The organism is Falsiroseomonas oleicola (assembly GCF_019029495.1).
Classification (GTDB): domain Bacteria; phylum Pseudomonadota; class Alphaproteobacteria; order Acetobacterales; family Acetobacteraceae; genus Falsiroseomonas; species Falsiroseomonas oleicola.
Genome location: NZ_JAERQM010000002.1, coordinates 432,236 through 449,007 on the forward strand (window position 1 = coordinate 432,236; position 16,772 = coordinate 449,007).

Consider the following 16,772-nt stretch of genomic DNA (forward strand, 5'->3'; position numbering starts at 1 on the left):
TCCTTTGCAGGTTGTGCTGACGCTATGGCGCAAGGACGCCGCCGGCAACCTCAGCCGCGGCAGGCGGCGGCGGTGATGCGGCAGACGGCCATCGGGTCGCGGGACCGGCATTCGGCGATGGCCTGCTGCTCGGCGCGCTGCTGCGTCGGCCCGCTGCCGGCGGAGAGCGAGGTGACGACGTAGGAATTGGGGTCGGAGGTCATGAACAGCGCCCATTGGCTGCGCTTCACGCCATGCGCCGCGGCGCCGCAGGCCTCGGTGAATTCGGCCAGCGGCCGGCAGCCGGGGCCGCTGGCGGTGCAGGCGCGTTCGGCCAGGCGGTGCGCGGCCATCCGGTCCCGCTCCCCCACCACCAGGCCGAAGCCGGCGGAGGGGGTGCGGGCGCCGTAGATCACGCCGTGGCTGACGCTGGGGCGCGCGCCGGCGGGGACGGCGATCGGGATGGCGGCCGGGGCGGCGGGCTGGACCACGGGGCGCGGCGCCGGGGCGGCCGCGCGATGCGACACGCGCTGGGCGGCCGGCGGCGTGGCGTTGCGCGGCGCCGATGTGGTGCGGGCCGGTTGGGCGCTGCCGGGGGTGCGGCCGCGGCCGGTGGCTTCCGCGCTGCCGCGATGGGACTGGCTGGCGAGGTAGGCCATCGACGCGTCGCAGCGGATGGTGCAGGCCTGGGCGGTGCGGGCGCGGTTGGCGCCGAGCTGGGCGTTGCCCTCCGCATTGCAGCTCGCGCGGCACATGGCGGCGGCCTCCGGGTGCAGCCGCTGCTGCGCCATGGCGAGGCCGGGCAGGGACAGGAAGGCGAGGCTGGCGGCGATCAGAGCGGGGCGCATGATGATGTCCTCGGAAGCCATGCCCCGGGGCAGAGCCTGGGGCGTCGTGGTGGCGTCCTTTTGCGCGCCTGACCTTGCCGCGCGATGTCGCGCTTGTGATGCAGAACCTTAGGGTGTTTCGCCGCGTGAGATCAGTGTGACATGCGATGTGACATCTGTTTCACGGCGGCGTAGGCAGGCGCGGCCATGACCCTGCCCGACCTGCCTGAACTGCCCGTTTCCGAAGCCCTGCCCCGCCTGACGGCGGCGTTGCGCGTCGGCGCCAATGCCGTCCTGGTGGCGCCGCCGGGCGCCGGCAAGACCACGCTGGCGCCGCTGGCCCTGATGGCGGAGCCCTGGGCGCAGGGTGGGAAGATCCTGGTGCTGGAACCGCGGCGGGTCGCTGCGCGCGCGGCGGCGCGGCGGATGGCGGAGCTGATCGGGGAGGGTGCGCCGGGCGGCACCATCGGCCTTTCCACCCGGCTCGACCGCATGGTCTCCGACCGCACGCGGGTGGAGGTGGTGACGGAGGGGCTGCTGGTGCGCCGGCTGCAATCCGATCCGGGGCTGGAGGGCGTGGCCGCGGTGCTGTTCGACGAGGCGCATGAGCGCAACCTCGACACCGACCTGGCGCTGGCCTTCTGCCTCGACCTGCAAAGGGCGCTGCGGCCGGAACTGCGGCTGCTGGCGATGTCCGCCACCCTCGATGTCGCGCGCTTTGTCGGCTTGCTGGGCGATTGCCCGGTCATCGAATCCCTCGGCCGTGCCTATCCGGTCAAAGTTGAGCATAGGCTGCGGGACATTAAGGAATCGCGTGAATTGCCGGAGGCGATGGCGAGCGCGATCCGCGACGCGCTGCGGGCGCATCCGGGCGATGTGCTCGCCTTCCTGCCCGGCTGGGGCGAAATCCGCCGCACGGCGGAGCGGCTTTCGGGGATCGAGGCGGAGGTGCTGCCGCTGCACGGCGAAATGCCGCCGGCCGAGCAGGACCGCGCGCTGAATCCCTCCGACCGGCGAAAGGTGGTGCTGGCGACCTCCATCGCCGAAACCTCGCTGACGGTGCCGGGGGTGCGGATCGTGGTGGATGGCGGATTCCGCCGCACGCCGCGGCTGGACCCGGCTTCGGGCCTGGCGCGGCTGGCGACGGTGCGGATCAGCCGGGCGGCGGCGGAACAGCGCGCCGGCCGCGCCGGCCGCACCGCGCCGGGGGTGGCGATACGCCTGTGGACGGAGGCGGCGCATCGCGGCATGGCGGTGCAGGACCGGCCCGAGATCCTGGAGGCGGAGCTGTCCGGCCTCGCTTTGGACTGTGCCGCCTGGGGCGCGGCGCCGGCCGATCTCGCCTTCCTCGACCCGCCACCGGCGGGCGCCCTGGCGGCGGCGCGGGCGCTGCTGCGGGATCTGGATGCGCTGGACGGGGAAGGGCGCATCACCGCCATGGGGCGGGGCATGGCGCGCATGGGCACGCATCCGCGCCTGGCGCGCATGCTGCTGGCGGCGGTGGATGAGGGGGAGAAGGCGCTGGCCGCCGACCTCGCCGCGCTGCTGGAGGAACGGGACCCGCTGCGCGGCCGCGACCAGCCGGCCAATATCAACCTGCGGCTGGAACTGCTGCATGGCGGCGACCATGCGGATGCGGATCGCGCGACGGTCCAGCGCATCCGCCGCGCCGGGGCGCTGCATCGCCGCCGGCTGCGGCTGCATGGCACGGCGCTGCCGGGGGGCGAGGCCGGGCCGCTGCTGGCGGCGGGGTTTCCGGATCGCATCGCGGCCAAGCGCGGCGGCATGGATGGCGCCTTCCGCCTCGCCTCCGGCCAGGGCGCCCGGCTCGGCGCCACCGACCCTCTGTCCCGCGCGCCGCTGCTGGCCGTGGCGGACCTGGAATTGCTGGGGACGGAGGCGCGCATCCGCATGGCCGCGCCGCTGGACCGCGCCGCGCTGGAGGCGCGCTTCCCGGAACGGCTGCGCTGGGTGGAGGGCGCGGCCTTCGACGCCCGCGCCGGCGCCGTGCTGGCCCGCCGCCGGCTGATGTTCGGCCCTCTGGTGCTGGAGGATCACGCGCTGCCCAGCGCCGACCCCGCCACCATCGCCGCCGCCCTGGCCCAGGGCATCGCGGAGCGCGGCCTGCGCGACCTCGACTGGTCCAATGCCGCGAAGCAGACCCGCGCCCGCATCGGCTGGATGCGGCGGGCAGAGGGGGAGGCCTGGCCCGACCTGTCGGACGAGGCCCTGGCCGCGACCGCCGCCGACTGGCTGGCGCCGCATCTGCATGGGCGGACCAAACTGGCGGAGGCCAAGGCGCTCGACATGGTCGCGGTGCTGCGCGGCCTGCTGCCCTGGGACCAGCAGCGGCGGCTGGATGCGGCGCTGCCGGCGCGACTCGACCTGCCCGCCGGGCGTTCCGCCGCGATCGACTATGACCGGGACGTGCCGACGCTGGAGGCCCGCGCCCAGCATCTGTTCGGCCTGGAACGCCTGCCGCCGCTGGCCCAGGGCCAGGTGCCGCTTCAGGTGGCGCTGCTGTCGCCGGCCGGGCGGCCGGTGGCGATCACCGGGGACCTCGCCGGCTTCTGGCGCGGCGCCTGGGCCGATGTGCGGCGCGACATGCGCGGCCGCTATCCCCGCCATCCCTGGCCGGAGGAGCCCTGGGCCGCGCAACCGCCGCCGCCGCGCGCATCTTGACCGTTTGGCAGTCATGGCGCCCGCTTGATGCAAACCCATATCCCCATCTGCCCCGTGCCCTTTCGCCCCGGAGTCCGCATGTCCCAAGCATTGTCCCGACAGGGCCTGTCCCGCCGCGCCTTCGCCGGCCTCGCCCTGCTGCCCGTGGTCGGCTGCGCCGCGCCGCCCGCCCAGGCGCAGCGCGGCGCGCTGCTGGCCCTGCCGGACTTCGCCGACCTGGCGGAGCGGGTGCTGCCGGCGGTGGTCAGCATCTCCGTCACCTCCGAGGCGCGCACCGAAATCCCGGCGGAACTGCGCGGCACGCCTTTCGAGCGCTATTTCCGCGACCGGCAGCGTGGCCGGGGTCCGCAGGTGATGGGGGCCGGGTCGGGCTTCGTCATCGATCCCTCCGGCCTGGTGGTCACCAACAACCATGTCATCGGCAATGCCAGCCGGGTGCAGATCACCTTCCAGAACGGCCAGGACTACACCGCCCAGCTCGTCGGGATGGATGAGCTGACCGACCTCGCCCTGCTGCGGATCGAGGCGCGCGCGGCGCTGCCCGCGGTGGCCTGGGGCAGTTCGGCGGCGCTGCGGGTCGGCAACTGGGTGCTGGCGGCGGGCAATCCCTTCGGCCTCGGCGGGTCCATCACCTCCGGTATTGTGTCCGCCCGGGGGCGGGAGATCGGCGCCGGACCCTTCGACGACTTCATCCAGACCGATGCGCCGATCAACCCGGGCAATTCCGGCGGGCCGCTGTTCAACACGGCCGGCGAGGTGATCGGCATCAACACGGCCATCTACTCGCCCTCCGGCGCCTCCGCCGGCATCGGCTTCGCGGTGCCCTCCGACCTCGCGCGGGGGGTGATCGACCAGTTGCGCGCCACCGGGCGGGTGGAGCGCGGCTGGCTGGGCGTTTCGGTGCAGGATGCCGGGGAGCCCGGCGCGGCGCGGGCCGGCGCCGGCGTGCTGGTGGCGGGGGTGGAGCGCGGCAGCCCGGCCGCCCGCGCGGGGATACGCCAGGGCGACCAGGTGATCGCCATCAATGGCGACCGGGTGGATACCAGCCGCGCCCTGGTGCGCGGCATCGCGGCGGTGGCGCCGGGGCAGACGGTGCGTCTTTCCGTGCTGCGCAATGGCCGGCCGATGGACCTGCCGGTGCAGGTCGGCCGCCGGCCGCCGCCATCGCAGGGCTGAGCCGGCCAGGCCCCTTCGCCATCCCGGCATGGCGGCTGCGTTCCCGGCACAGGTGACGCGGCGCCGCTTCCGGCCCTATCCTGGCACCCTGCGCATTTCACTGGAACACCCATGCGGATCCTGCTGGTCGAGGACGACGCCGAAGTCGCCCGCTTCGTGAAGAAGGGGCTTCAGGAGGCCGGGCATACGGTCGAGCACGCCGCGAATGGCCGCGACGGCCTGTTCCTGGCGGCGTCGGAGGGTTTCGACGTGCTGGTGCTGGACCGCATGCTGCCCGGCGGTGTCGACGGGGTGCGGCTGGTGGAGACCCTGCGCGGCCAGGGCAATCGCAGCCCTGTCCTGTTCCTCTCCGCGCTCACGGCCGTCGATGAACGGGTGAAGGGCCTCAAGGCAGGCGGCGATGATTACCTGACAAAACCCTTCGCCTTCGCCGAGCTGCTGGCGCGGGTGGAGGCGCTGGGCCGCCGCCCCTCGGCCGAGGTGCCGACCACGCGGCTGAAGGTGGCCGACCTGGAGCTCGACCTGTTGTCCCGCACCGTGACGCGTGGCGGGCGCAAGATCGACGTGCAGCCGCGCGAATTCCGCCTGCTGGAGCATCTGATGCGCCATGCCGGCCAGGTGGTCACCCGCACCATGCTGCTGGAGAAGGTCTGGGACTACCATTTCGACCCGCAGACCAATGTCATCGACGTGCATGTCAGCCGGCTGCGGCACAAGCTGGACAAGGGCTTCGACAAGCCGCTGATCCAGACCGTGCGCAATGCCGGCTACATGATCCGCGCCCAATGAGCAGGCTGGAGGCGTGAGGCGGGGCGCGCCCGCGCTTCCGCCGGTTACGGCCAGCCTGGCGCAACTGCCGCTGATCGGCCTGCTGCGCAGCGCCTCCGGCCGCTTCGCGCTGCTGTTCACCGCGCTGTTCGCCGCTTCCGCCACGGCCGCCGCCATGGTGTTGTGGTGGAACACCGCCGGCGCGCTGGACCGGCAGACCGATGCCGCGATCCGCGCCGATGCCACGGCGCTCATGGAGCGCCGGGCCGATGCCGGGCTGATGGCGCTGGTCCCGGCCATCATCGATCGCCTCGCCCTCGATGTGCAGAATGAGGCGCTGTACCTGCTGCTGGGGCCGGAGAGGCAGATCCTGGCCGGCAACCTCGACACCTGGCCGGCGGAGGCCAATGCCGACCAGCCCTGGATCCGCATGCCGCTGCTGCGGGACGGCGCCGAGAGCGAGGCGCGGCTGCTGCGCGTGGAACTCGGCGATGGCCATCGCCTGCTGGTCGGCCGCGACGTGGCGGAAAAGCTGCGGCTGCGGGCGCTGCTGAGCGAGGGGCTGGCCTGGGCCGCCGCCTCCTCCGCCCTGATTGCCGTGCTCGGCGCCTGGATGCTGCGCCGGGCGCTGGAGGACCGGCTGGCGCCGGTCTATGGCACGGCCGCCGCGATCGGCGGCGGCGACCTGTCGCGCCGCGTGCCGCTGTCGGACCGGCAGGATGAATTCGACCGGCTCGGCATGACCATGAACGCCATGCTGGACCGCATCGCCCAGTTGATGGAGGGCGTGCGCGGTGTTTCGGACGCCATCGCCCATGACCTGCGCACCCCGATCGCCCGCGCCCGCGCCAAGCTGGAGGAATCGCTCGATTCCGCGGCGGATGAGGAAGCGCTGCGGGCGGCGGTGGAACAGGGCATCGCCGACCTCGACGATATCGCCCGGGTGTTCAAGGCGGTGCTGCGCATCGCGGAGGTGGAGGCCGGCGCCCGCCGCGCCGCCTTCGCCCCGCTCGACCTGGCGCCGATGCTGGCCGATGCGGCCGAATTGTATGGCGCGGCGGCGGAGGCGCTGGACCAGGCGCTGACAGCCGAGCTGCCCGAGTCGCTGCCCCTGGTTGGCGATCGCGACCTGCTGCTTCAGGCGGTGGCCAATCTTCTGGACAATGCGCTGAAGTTCAATCCGGCCGGCGGCCGCGTGCTGATCCAGGCGCAACAGGTGGCGGGGCTGGCGGAGGTGACGGTGGCGGATGAGGGGCCGGGCCTCTCGCCCGATGATCGCGGCCGGGTCGGCGAGCGCTTCTTCCGCACCGACGCCGCGCGCACCACGCCGGGCTCCGGCCTCGGCCTGTCGCTGGTCCGCGCCGTGGTGGCGCTGCATGGCGGGGAGGTGGTGCTGGAGGATACCTATCCCGGCGCGACCCCGCCCGGGCTGCGGGTGACCTTGCGCCTGCCGCTCGGCACGGTGCCGGAGGGCACGGGGTCCACCGCCGCATGACACCGTTTTCATGGCGTTGCCACGCCGCGCTGTGGCGCGATGCGGCACCATGGCGGGCATGCGCGCCTTCCTTGCCCTGTGGCTTCCGATTCTCCTGGCCGGTTCGGCCGCCGCGCAGTCCGATCAGCCGAAAGCGCCGCTGCGCGTCACCACCGACAGCGTCGGCTATTGCCGGGCGCTGGCCGCCCGCATGGCCGAATTGGCCCCGCGTGCCGAGGCCGACCGGCGTCTTCTGGCGGAAGGCCGTCAGCTTTGTGACGATGGCCATCCCCGCGCCGGAATCGCCAAGCTGCGCCGCGCGCTTCGGGGTGCGCAGGCGCCGCGCTGAAGCGCGCTTCGGGCGACGCAGGCGCCGCGCCAACGGAGCCGCGCTGGCGTGAGCTTCTGGCGCCCTGCCTTGGCCGGTGCCGCCGCGACCCTGGCGGGAATCGGTCTGGCGCGCTTCGCCTATGTGCCGCTGTTTCCGGCCATGGTGGGGGCGGGCTGGGTGGATGGCGGCGGCGCCGGGCTGCTGGGGGCGGCGAATCTCGCGGGCTATGTGGCGGGGGTGCTGGGCGGGCGCGGGCTGGCGCGCGGGCTCGGCGTGCCGCGGGCGCTGGATGCCGGGATGGTGCTGGCGCTGCTCGCCTTCGCCGCCTGCGCCCTGCCCTGGGGGCTGGCCTGGCTGGTCGCCTGGCGGGCCCTGGCCGGCGTGGCGGGCGGGCTGCTGATGGCGCTGGTGGGGCCGGCCGTGCAGGCCAGCGTGGCGCCGGAAGCGCGCGGCATGGCCAGCGGCGTGGTGATCGCCGGGGCGGGGGCCGGGGTGGTGGTGGCGGGTCTGCTGGTGCCGGCGCTGCTCTGGGGCGGGCTGTCCTTCACCTGGGCGGGCCTGGCCGTGGCGGTGCTGCTGCTGTGGCTGGCCGCGCGCCCCGCCTGGCCGAGGCCGCCCGCTTTGCCGGCGACGGAGGTGGCGCAGGCGGTGCCCCGGGCGCTGCGGCTGCTGCTGGCCTATGGCCTGTCGGGCGCCGGTATGGTGGCGCCGATGGTCTATCTGGCTGACCTCGCCGCGCGGGGACGCGGCCTGCCGATCGAGGCGGCCTCCCTGCTCTGGGTGCTGTTCGGATTGGGGGCGGTGGCGGGCACGCTGCTGGGCGGGCGGATCGCCGGGCGGATCGGCGGAAGGCGGGCGCTGCCGATCTGGCTCGGGGTGCAGGTGGCCGCGCTGGCGGCGGCGCTGCTGCCCTGGTGGCCCGCCTTGCTGCTGGCCGCGCCGCTGGGTGGCTTCGCCGGCATCGGCGCCACGGCGGTGACCCTGGCCGCGGCGCGGGAGGTGGCGGGCGCCCAGGCCGGGGTGGTCTGGGTGCGGGCCACCGCCTGCTATGCGGTGGCCCAGGCGGCGGTGGCCTTCGCCCTCGCCGCGCTGTTCGCCGCGACGGGGGACAGCCATGCGGCGGTGTTTGGCGCGGGCCTGGTGCTATCGTTGGCCGCGCTGGCGGCCTCGCTGGGGCGGGGCTGAGACCCGCGGCCCGCATCGCGGGCCGAGCGCCCGAATGGGCGCCGCGACAGGTGTCGCGAAGCCAAGCGGCCGGAGGCCGCGCCGGCGACTGAGGGCGTTTTCGTCTTGGCGAAAACGCAGGCCAATCAGCCTGCGATCAGCCGGTAGCCCGTGCCGGCGCGTTCCACCCGGCCGGTCGCAGGCATGGGGAAGTGGTAGCCGACCACCGGAATCCGGTCCGTCGCCAACTGGTCCAGCAGCCGCCTGCGGGTCGCCACCGCCATGGTCGGGTCCATGTCGAACACCGGATACCATTCGGGATTCGCCATGAAGAGGGACGGCGTGGTGATGGCGTCGCCGATCACCAGCAACTGCGCCCCGCCATCCGCCACCAGGAAGGAGACGTGCCCCGGGGAATGCCCATGGCTGGCGGCCGCGGAAATGCCCGGCGCCACCTGCGCGCCCGGGGCGAAGGGCGTGATCTTCCCCTGATAGGGCGCGAAGCGGCGCCGGGCATTGGCGAAGCCGGGGCGGCGCGCCGGGGTGGCACGGCTTTCCTCCCCCGCATCCATCCAGAAGCGCCACTCGCCTTCCGGCACCATGATCCGCGCATTGGGGAAGGCGGCGCTGCCATCGGACGAGATCAGGCCGCCGATATGGTCGCCGTGGAAATGGGTGTGGGCGATCAGCACCACCTCCGCCGGGTCGAGGCCGGCGGCGCGCATATTGGTCATCAGGGCGGGCGTCGCCCCGGTGCCGACATCCAGCGCCACCAGCCCGGCGGGGGTGCGGACGAGGGTGACGTTGTAGGGATTCTCCAGCGCATTGCCGGCCTGGCCGGCGGCGCGGAAGGCGCTGGCCACCTGGGCGGGCTCCGCATTCACCACGAAGCCCTGGGTGGCGTCGGGCCGGGTGGCGGCGCCGTCATTCACCACCGTGGCGCGCAGGGATCCCACCGCGATGTGGTGGAAGGGCGGATTGGTCGCCCCGCCGCCCTGCGCCCAGGCGGGCAAGGCGGGAGACATGGCGGCGGCGGTGCCGGCGGCCAGCAGGGTGCGGCGGTCGATCATCGGTGCGCGCTCCTCAGCCTGCTGCCGCCCAGTCGGCGGGGACGAAGCGGTAGCCCTCGCCTTCCTTCGCCATGAAGCCGGTGGCGGGGAAGGGGAAGTGGTAGCCGCTGACGCGGATGCGGTCGGTCGAGACCATGTCGAAGACCCGGCGCCGCGTGGCTTCCGCCGCCGCGCCATCGAAATCGAAGGCCACCCGGAAGTCCGGACGGCGGGCGAAAAGCTCCGGCCGGTTGGTGAGGTCGGCCAGGAAGATCATCTGATCCTGGCCATCGGCGATGCGGTAGATGGTGTGGCCCGGCGTATGGCCATGGGCGGCGATGGCGGTCACGCCCGGCATCACCTCCGCATTCCCGGCGATCTGCCGCACCTTGTCCCGATAGGGGGCAAAACGCTGCGCCACATTCGGGAAGGTGCCGCGCTGGCCCTGCGGGCTGCGGCTTTCATTGCCCGTGTCGGTCCACCAGGCCCATTCCGCCTGGGGCACCACGATCTCCGCATTCGGGAAGGCGGCGCTGCCATCGGCGTTCAGAAGGCCGTTCACATGGTCGCCGTGGAAGTGGCTGAACACCACGGTGGTGACGCGGGCGGGGTCCAGCCCGGCGGCGCGCATATTGGCCACCATCAGACCCACCGGGGACCCGGCCGGCTGCGCCCCGTTGCCGGTGTCGAACAGCACCAGGCCGGCTGGCGTTTCCAGGCAGGTCAGGGTGAAGGGAATGCGGAAGGTGTCGGTCGGCAGGAAGCTTTCCGCCAACACGCGCTGAACCTCGGCCAGCGGGGTCGCCGGAACGAAACCCTGCGCCAGCGGGATGGCGCGGCTGCCATCATGCAGCATCACCACCGTCTTCGTGCCGAGCCGGAACCGGAAGAAGCCCGGCGCCTGGACCAGCGGCGCCGGCGCAGGCGCCTGGGCCAAAGCCGGCATGGCGCGAATCAGCGCCGGGGCGGCCAGCGCCCCCGCGGCGCCCAGCATCAGGTGACGGCGATTCATGTGGAGGCCTCCCGCATTCGCAACCTGCGGTCAGTTTGGATGCCGGCCCCCGGTTGCAAGGCCTGCAGGCCGCGCCGCGCAACGATCTTTCGCGAGCCTCAGCGCCGGAAGCTGACCACCGATTCCAGATGTGGCGACCAGGGGAACTGGTCCACCGGCGTCGCCTGCGTCACCTTGAACCCCGCCTTCACCAGCGCCCCCGCATCGCGCGCCAGCGCCACCGGGTTGCAGGAGACATAGATCACCACCGGCACCTTGCTGCGGGTGATCTGCGCCACCTGCTCCGCCGCGCCATTATAGGGCGGGTCCAGCACCACCGCGCCGAAGCCGTTCAGCTCCGCCGGCAACAAGGGACGATAGGCCAGGTCGCGGCGGATCGCCTCCACCCGGCCGCCGGCCTTGCGCGCCCCGGCATCCAGCGTCGCCACCGCCGCCGCATCGCCCTCATAGGCCGCGACGCGCCCCTTGGCCGAGAGCGGGAAGGACAGGGTGCCGATGCCGGCATAGAGATCCGCGATGCGCGCCCGCACCGGCAGTTTCTGCGCCGCCAGCCCGGCCAGCACCGCGGCGATGATCGCCGCCTCCCCCACCGGGGCGGCCTGGAGGAAGGCGCCGGGGGCGGGCGCGACGGAGACGCCCGAAAGGTCCAGCCGCACCGGCCCGGCCTGCGCGGCATTCTCCACCGGCCCGTCCTTCAGTGCCCAGGCGATGCGGGGCAGGCCATGCGCCTGGCCGAAGGCCGCCAGCATGGCGCGCTGGGAGGCATCGAGCGGCCCATCGGTGCGCAGCAGCAGGTCCGGCCCACTGTCCAGCAGGTTCAGCACGGCGGAGCCCTCCCGCTTCAGCGCCGGCATCCGCCGCAGCAATTCCCGCAACGGGCGGAACAGCGCCACCAGCGCCGGGTCCAGCACATGGCAGGTGGACAGATCCGCCACCGCCGCGCTGCCGCGCTGGTGGAAGCCCAGCGCCACCGCCCCGCCCTGAAGCCGCTTCACCGCCAGGTCGGCGCGGCGACGCGTGCCCGGGGGTGCCAGCACGATCTCCGCCACCGCCGCATCCGGCTGGCCGGCCCGGTCCAGCGCCGCCACCAGCCTCTCCCGCTTCCAGGCGGCATAGGCGGGCAGGGCCAGATGTTGCAGCGCGCAGGCGCCGCATTCGATCAGGAAATGCGGGCAGGGCGGGTCCACGCGGTCCGGGCTCGGCGCCAGGATCGCCTCCACCTCCGCCGCCACGCCTTCCCCGCGCCGGGCGCCCAGCCGCGCCCGCACCTGCTCGCCGGGCAGGGTGCCGGGCAGGAAGACGAGGCCCTGCGGCGTCTCCGCCACCCCGTCCCCGGCCGAGCCCAGCCATGAAATCGTGACGTCCATCGCCGGTTGCATCGCGTCCCGCCGGATGCGATCTGGGTCCGACTCTGGACGGGGCTCCATGCTCGACAAGCTGTCTTCCTTGCTGCGCGACCGGCTTCGGCCAAGGCGCGAATGGTATTATCTCGGGAATGGGATGGGTTTGGCCCTGACCCACTTCGGCCGCAAGATCTACCTGCCCGGCGACGATGCCGGCATGACGCCGGAGATCATCCTGCGCGGCCAGTGGGAGCCGCATGTGGAAGCCGTGCTGCGCAACCGCCTGAAGCCCGGCATGCAGGTGGCGGAGGTCGGCGCCAGCCTCGGTTTCCACACGCTGGTGATGGCGGAGGCGGTGGGCCCCACCGGCCATATACACAGCTTCGAGCCCTATCCCAAGGTGCTGCCGCTGCTGCGCCGCACCATCGCCGCCAATCATCTCGGCGCAAGGGTGACGCTGCGCGAGGTGGCGATCCTGCACGAGCCCGGGGAGGTGCGCTTCGCCGCCGATCCCGAGCAGACCGGCAGCGCGCATCTGGCCATCGCCGTCGCCGCGACGAATTACAGCGACGGCTTCGTCACCCCCGCCATGCGCCTGGACGATGCCCTGGCGGAGGTGCCGGCGCTCGACCTGCTGCGCATGGATTCGGAGGGGACGGAAGGCCTGGTCCTGTTTGGCGCCACCGAATTGCTGGCCCGTTCCCCGCGCCTGTGCATCGTCCTGGAATGGTCGCCCATCATGCTCCAGGCGCGCGGCGACGTGGCGGAGCTGGCCAACTGGATCGAGGCGCTCGGCTTCCGCTGCCAGCGGATCGGCAAGGACGGCAGCTTCACCCCGGTGACGGCGGCGCAGATGCCGGGCCTGGAGCATTGTGACCTGGTGCTCGACCGCCCTGCCTGACAGAGCCGCCTGACAGCGCCGCTTCCTGCCCGGCCCAAGCGGCTCTATGACTGGTGGTCGCGGCGTCGCCTGAGGGGGCGCCGGCGACAGGAGGGCGCCAGGGCATGCTGCCGAGCGAGATTTCGGGCAAGTACGAAGCGCGCGGCACGCTCGGCGCCGGCGCCATGGGCACCGTCATCGACGCCTTCGACCGGATGATCGAGCGCCGCGTCGCGGTGAAGCTGGTGCGCCTGCCCGCCGGCGACGATGCGGAGGCGCGGGAGGCGCATGCGCGGTTCCGGCGCGAGGCGCAGGCGGCGGGCCGACTCTCCCACCCCAATATCGTCGGCGTCTTCGACTATGGCGAGAATGCCGATACCGCCTGGATCGTCATGGAGCTGGTCGAGGGCGGCACGCTGAAGGGCGTGATGGACCGTGGCGAGCGCCTGCCGGTGCCGCAGATCGTCCGGCTGATGGACCAGATCCTGGGCGCCCTGGCCTATTCCCACGGCCGGGGCGTGGTGCACCGGGACATCAAGCCGGCCAATATCATGCTCACGGCCGATGCTCCGGGCGGGCCGCAGGTGAAGATCGCCGATTTCGGCATCGCCCGGATCGAAAGCTCGACCATGACCCAGGTCGGCACGGTGATGGGCACGCCGAGCTACATGGCGCCGGAACAGTTGCGTGGGGAGCCGGTGGATGCGCGGGCCGATATCTGGGCCGCCGGGGTGCTGCTGTACCAGCTGCTGACCGGCGAGAAGCCCTTCGATGGCGGCTACAGCGCGCTGATGCACCGCGTGCTGACCACCGAGCCGCCGCCGCCGAGCCAACTGGCCGTCAGCGCGCCCCGCGCCTTCGACGCGGTGGTGGCGCGCGCCCTGGCGAAGCGCCCGGACGACCGCTTCGCCAGTGCCGGCGCCTTCGCCGAGGCGATCCGCGCGGCCGGGTCCGGGGTGGCGGCGGAGGCCACGGGCTTCGGCGGTGCCACGGGCTTTGCCGGCGCGGGCAAGCTGCCGGGGCTGGATGATGCGACCATGCTCGCCACCGGCACGCATCGGCCTGCGGCCCCGCCGCCGCCGGTCGTCGCGCCGCCGCCCCGGCGCGATGGCGGTGGGCTGAAATGGGCGCTGCTCGGCGGCGTCGCGCTGCTGGCGGCCGGGGCCGCCGGATTCCTGTTCTGGCCCGCGGGCACGCCGGTTCCGACCACCCAGGTCGCGACCGGCGACACGCCTGCGCCGACCCCGCCACCGGCGCCTGCTCCGGCGCCGCCCCCGACGCCAACCCCAGCTCCGGCGCCCGTGCCGGCCCCGGCACCCTCTTCGACCCCCTTGCCCACTCCGGAGCCTGGGCCTGCGCCAACCCCGGCACCCGCGCCGACTCCCGCACCGGCCCCGGCGCCCGAGCCAAGCCCGGCACCCGCGCCGATTCCGACGCCCGTGCCAACCCCGGTCCCGCCTCCGGCGCCCGCCCCGTCACCGGCCCCCGCGCCGCGCCCCGATCTGCGCGCCGCCGGCGCCGCCGCGGCCTCCGCCGCGCCCTGCAGCCTGCTGGACTACGCCGCCACCGACACCAGCCTGACCATCACCGGCCTGCTGCGCCGGGGCGGGGAGGAGGCGGTGCGCCGCGCTTTGGCCGATCGGGGTGTGCCCTCCGGCACCGCGACCCTGCACCTGCAGGCTTTCGAAGGCCCCTATTGCGGCGCGCTCGACACCATCCGCCAGGTCGCGGCCGGGGCGCAGGAGGCGCCGCTGGTCGCCATTGCCGGCAGCATGCCCTTGCAGCGCGGTGACCTGCTGCGGCTGGATGTGCGGATGCCGGCCTATGCCGGGCAGCTCTATGTCAGCTACCTGATGAAATCGAACGAGATCGTGCATCTCGTCCCCTCCGAGCCGCAGCCCGCCGGTGCCAGCCTGCGCCTCGGCGAGCCCCGCCCCGGCTTCACGGGGTGGGAGGTGGATGAGCCCTTCGGCACCGACATGATCGTGGTCTTCGCCTCCGAACGCCCGCTTTTCCCGCAGCCGCGCCCGGTGGTGGAGCCGATCGACGACTATCTGCCGGCCCTGGCCGCCGCCTTGCGGGAGGCCCGCAACCAGGGCCATCGCGTCAGCGCCCGCGCCGTGCTGCTGGAGACGGTGGCGCGGCGGTAGAAGAGGCTCCGCCGCCCCCGCCTACGGCATCCCGTCCCGCATCAGCCCGCGCAGCCGTTCCACCTCTGCCGCGTCCAGGCCGAGATGCGCCGGGGTGAAGAAGCGCGGGTCGGGGGTGTGCAGCAGATAGGCCTGGGCCTCGTCGATCACCAACTCCTCGATCCCGGTGTCATAGCCCTCCCGCCCCAGAAAATGGCGGAAGGCGGCGCGCTCGGCCTCGGTGAAGCGGTCGTGCCAGACCCGGCGGACATGGGCTGCATAGGCCGGATCGGTGCCGAAGCGGCCATGGCTGAGCTCGTGGTGCAGGATGGTGGCGCGCCCGGCCGCATCCATCCGCTCACCCGGCGCGGCGAGGGACAGCAGCACGATCTCCTGCCCCGGCGGCACCAGGCCGCGCGCCAGCCGGAACTGCGCGTGCAGCCAGTCCTCGGCCGGGGACAGCGCCAGCCCGTCGCGTTCGGCAAGCTGGAAGAAGCGCGCCAGGTCGGTGCCGCGGTAGTTGTGGCCGAAATAGAAGGTGGCCGGCGTGTCGCCGGCGCGGGCGATGGCCTCCGCCATCTCCGCCTCGTTCAGCACCCGGTCGCGCGGCAGCCCGGCCTTCTCGACCAGCGCCGCCACCCGGTTCAGCGCCGCGCCCTGCGCCTCCATCGTCGGATAGTCGATCAGGAAGATGGCGGGGTTGGTGGCGAGGCGCAGCAGCACGGGGCGGTCCGCCCGATGGTCGCGGATCGCCGGCTCCTCCATCAGCGGCGGCAAGGCGGCGAGGCGCGGCGTCTCGGGCACCGGCTCCGGCGCGGGCGGCCCGGCGGGCAGGCCGAAGGCGGCGGGGGGGGCGGGCGCTGGCGGGGGCACGGGCTGCGGCACCGGATCAGGCGGGCTGGGCGGCGCGATCATCACGATGGGGGCCGGCACGGCGGGCGCCGCGCCGTCCCGCTGCACCCACCACCAGCCCGCCGCGATCCCGGCAACCCCCGCCAGGCCGGCAACGCCCAGCACCGGCCAGGCGGCGCGTCGCCGCTGCACGGCTGGAGCGGGGGCCGGCGACCCCCATTCGACATGCGGCGTGGCCGGGCGCGGCACGATGCCCAGGCTGCGGCGGATCGTGGCGTCTTCCTCTGCCGGCATCGGGCGCGTCATCCAAGCTGGGGCTGGCTTCTCCGCCCCCGATTTCGTTGCAGATGCCGCGAGGCGGCGGGGCCGCTTCCGCGAGGCCGCGGGGGCGGCCGCCCGGATCAGCCGTCCAGGTTGATGACCTGCACCCGCCGGTTGCGCGGCTCGTTCACCCCGTCGCCGGTCGGCACCAGAAGCTGGGTCTGGCCCAGGCCCACCGATTCCAGCCGGCTGGCGGAGACGCCGTAGCGCCGGATCAGATGATCGCGCACCGCGGCCGCCCGGCGTTCGGACAGGGCCTGGTTCATCGCCGCGTCGCCGACCGAATCCGTATGACCCTCGATACGGAAACGGTAGGGCGCGAGGTCGGGGGATGACAGGGCGCTGCCCAAGGGTGCCAGCCGGGCCTCGGCCTGCGGTGTCAGCGTGGCGGAACCGCTGGGGAAGGTCACGGTGATGGAGGCGGCGGCCACCCCCTCCGGCGCCGTGGTGGTCGCGGGTGCTGCGGCCGGGATGACGGGGCGCGGCGGCGGCACCGGGCGCTGCGGCGCCGGCACATTGGCAGACGTCACCGGCCGGGGCGGCGGCGTGGCATCGGCCGGGGCGGGCAGGCGGATGCCACGGGTGGAATCGCCGGCGCGCGGCCGCAACTGCTCGATCAGCCGCAGCGCCGCCGGGTCGGTCTGTGCCAGGGCGGGCAGCGGTGGCAGCATCGTCCAGCCGGCCAGGGCCAGGGCTGCAAGGCGGAAGGATTGCATCGACATGGCTCAGCCTCCTCGGTTGTGGCGACCAGTATAGAACGGTGCGGCCCATGCGCCGATGCCGAA

General features: G+C 73.7%; 14 protein-coding genes. 8 read left to right on the forward strand and 6 right to left on the reverse strand.

The features are described from left to right. Positions 1-50: 50 nt before the first annotated feature. Positions 51-827, reverse strand: coding sequence for a DUF4189 domain-containing protein (locus tag JJQ90_RS08845; RefSeq protein WP_216874453.1), 777 nt, complete (start codon positions 825-827; stop codon positions 51-53). Between the two features lie 186 nt (positions 828-1,013). Between JJQ90_RS08845 and hrpB the strand changes: the two genes are divergently transcribed. From hrpB to JJQ90_RS08875, 6 genes are all read left to right on the forward strand, one after another. Then, positions 1,014-3,488: an ATP-dependent helicase HrpB gene (gene hrpB, locus JJQ90_RS08850; protein ID WP_216874455.1), complete on the forward strand. Its 2,475-nt coding sequence runs from the start codon at positions 1,014-1,016 to the stop codon at positions 3,486-3,488. Positions 3,489-3,566: 78 nt separating this feature from the next. Next, entirely contained in the window at positions 3,567-4,664 is a 1,098-nt protein-coding gene (locus JJQ90_RS08855; RefSeq protein ID WP_216874457.1) for a S1C family serine protease, read from the forward strand. Between the two features lie 111 nt (positions 4,665-4,775). Further along, on the forward strand, positions 4,776-5,453 hold the full coding sequence (locus JJQ90_RS08860) for a response regulator transcription factor (RefSeq protein ID WP_216874459.1): 678 nt from the start codon (positions 4,776-4,778) through the stop codon (positions 5,451-5,453). Between the two features lie 13 nt (positions 5,454-5,466). After that, positions 5,467-6,927, forward strand: a complete 1,461-nt coding sequence (locus tag JJQ90_RS08865; protein WP_329959415.1) for a HAMP domain-containing sensor histidine kinase — start codon at positions 5,467-5,469, stop codon at positions 6,925-6,927. 10 nt (positions 6,928-6,937) lie between these two features. Beyond that, complete coding sequence (locus JJQ90_RS08870; RefSeq protein WP_216874461.1) at positions 6,938-7,255, forward strand: hypothetical protein; 318 nt, start codon at positions 6,938-6,940, stop codon at positions 7,253-7,255. A gap of 48 nt (positions 7,256-7,303) precedes the next feature. After that, positions 7,304-8,422, forward strand: coding sequence for a YbfB/YjiJ family MFS transporter (locus JJQ90_RS08875; protein ID WP_216874463.1), 1,119 nt, complete (start codon positions 7,304-7,306; stop codon positions 8,420-8,422). Between the two features lie 125 nt (positions 8,423-8,547). Here the strand turns inward: JJQ90_RS08875 and JJQ90_RS08880 are convergent, their stop codons facing one another. From JJQ90_RS08880 to JJQ90_RS08890, 3 genes are all read right to left on the reverse strand, one after another. Continuing rightward, complete coding sequence (locus JJQ90_RS08880; protein WP_216874465.1) at positions 8,548-9,471, reverse strand: MBL fold metallo-hydrolase; 924 nt, start codon at positions 9,469-9,471, stop codon at positions 8,548-8,550. Between the two features lie 13 nt (positions 9,472-9,484). Further along, positions 9,485-10,462, reverse strand: coding sequence for an MBL fold metallo-hydrolase (locus JJQ90_RS08885; RefSeq protein WP_216874467.1), 978 nt, complete (start codon positions 10,460-10,462; stop codon positions 9,485-9,487). A 98-nt stretch (positions 10,463-10,560) separates the two neighbouring features. Continuing rightward, positions 10,561-11,829 carry a class I SAM-dependent RNA methyltransferase gene (locus tag JJQ90_RS08890; RefSeq protein ID WP_216874469.1) on the reverse strand — a complete coding sequence of 423 codons (1,269 nt, stop codon included), beginning with the start codon at positions 11,827-11,829 and terminating at the stop codon, positions 10,561-10,563. 139 nt (positions 11,830-11,968) lie between these two features. Between JJQ90_RS08890 and JJQ90_RS08895 the strand changes: the two genes are divergently transcribed. Continuing rightward, positions 11,969-12,706 (forward strand): FkbM family methyltransferase, encoded by a 738-nt coding sequence (locus JJQ90_RS08895; RefSeq protein WP_216874471.1) that lies wholly within the window; start codon positions 11,969-11,971, stop codon positions 12,704-12,706. A gap of 104 nt (positions 12,707-12,810) precedes the next feature. Further along, complete coding sequence (locus JJQ90_RS08900) at positions 12,811-14,835, forward strand: serine/threonine-protein kinase (RefSeq protein ID WP_216874473.1); 2,025 nt, start codon at positions 12,811-12,813, stop codon at positions 14,833-14,835. Positions 14,836-14,856: 21 nt separating this feature from the next. Here the strand turns inward: JJQ90_RS08900 and JJQ90_RS08905 are convergent, their stop codons facing one another. Further along, a complete protein-coding gene (locus JJQ90_RS08905; RefSeq protein ID WP_216874476.1) occupies positions 14,857-15,960 on the reverse strand; it encodes a hypothetical protein in 1,104 nt (367 codons plus the stop codon). Between the two features lie 107 nt (positions 15,961-16,067). Continuing rightward, positions 16,068-16,709: an OmpA family protein gene (locus tag JJQ90_RS08910; RefSeq protein ID WP_216874478.1), complete on the reverse strand. Its 642-nt coding sequence runs from the start codon at positions 16,707-16,709 to the stop codon at positions 16,068-16,070. Positions 16,710-16,772 lie beyond the last annotated feature (63 nt).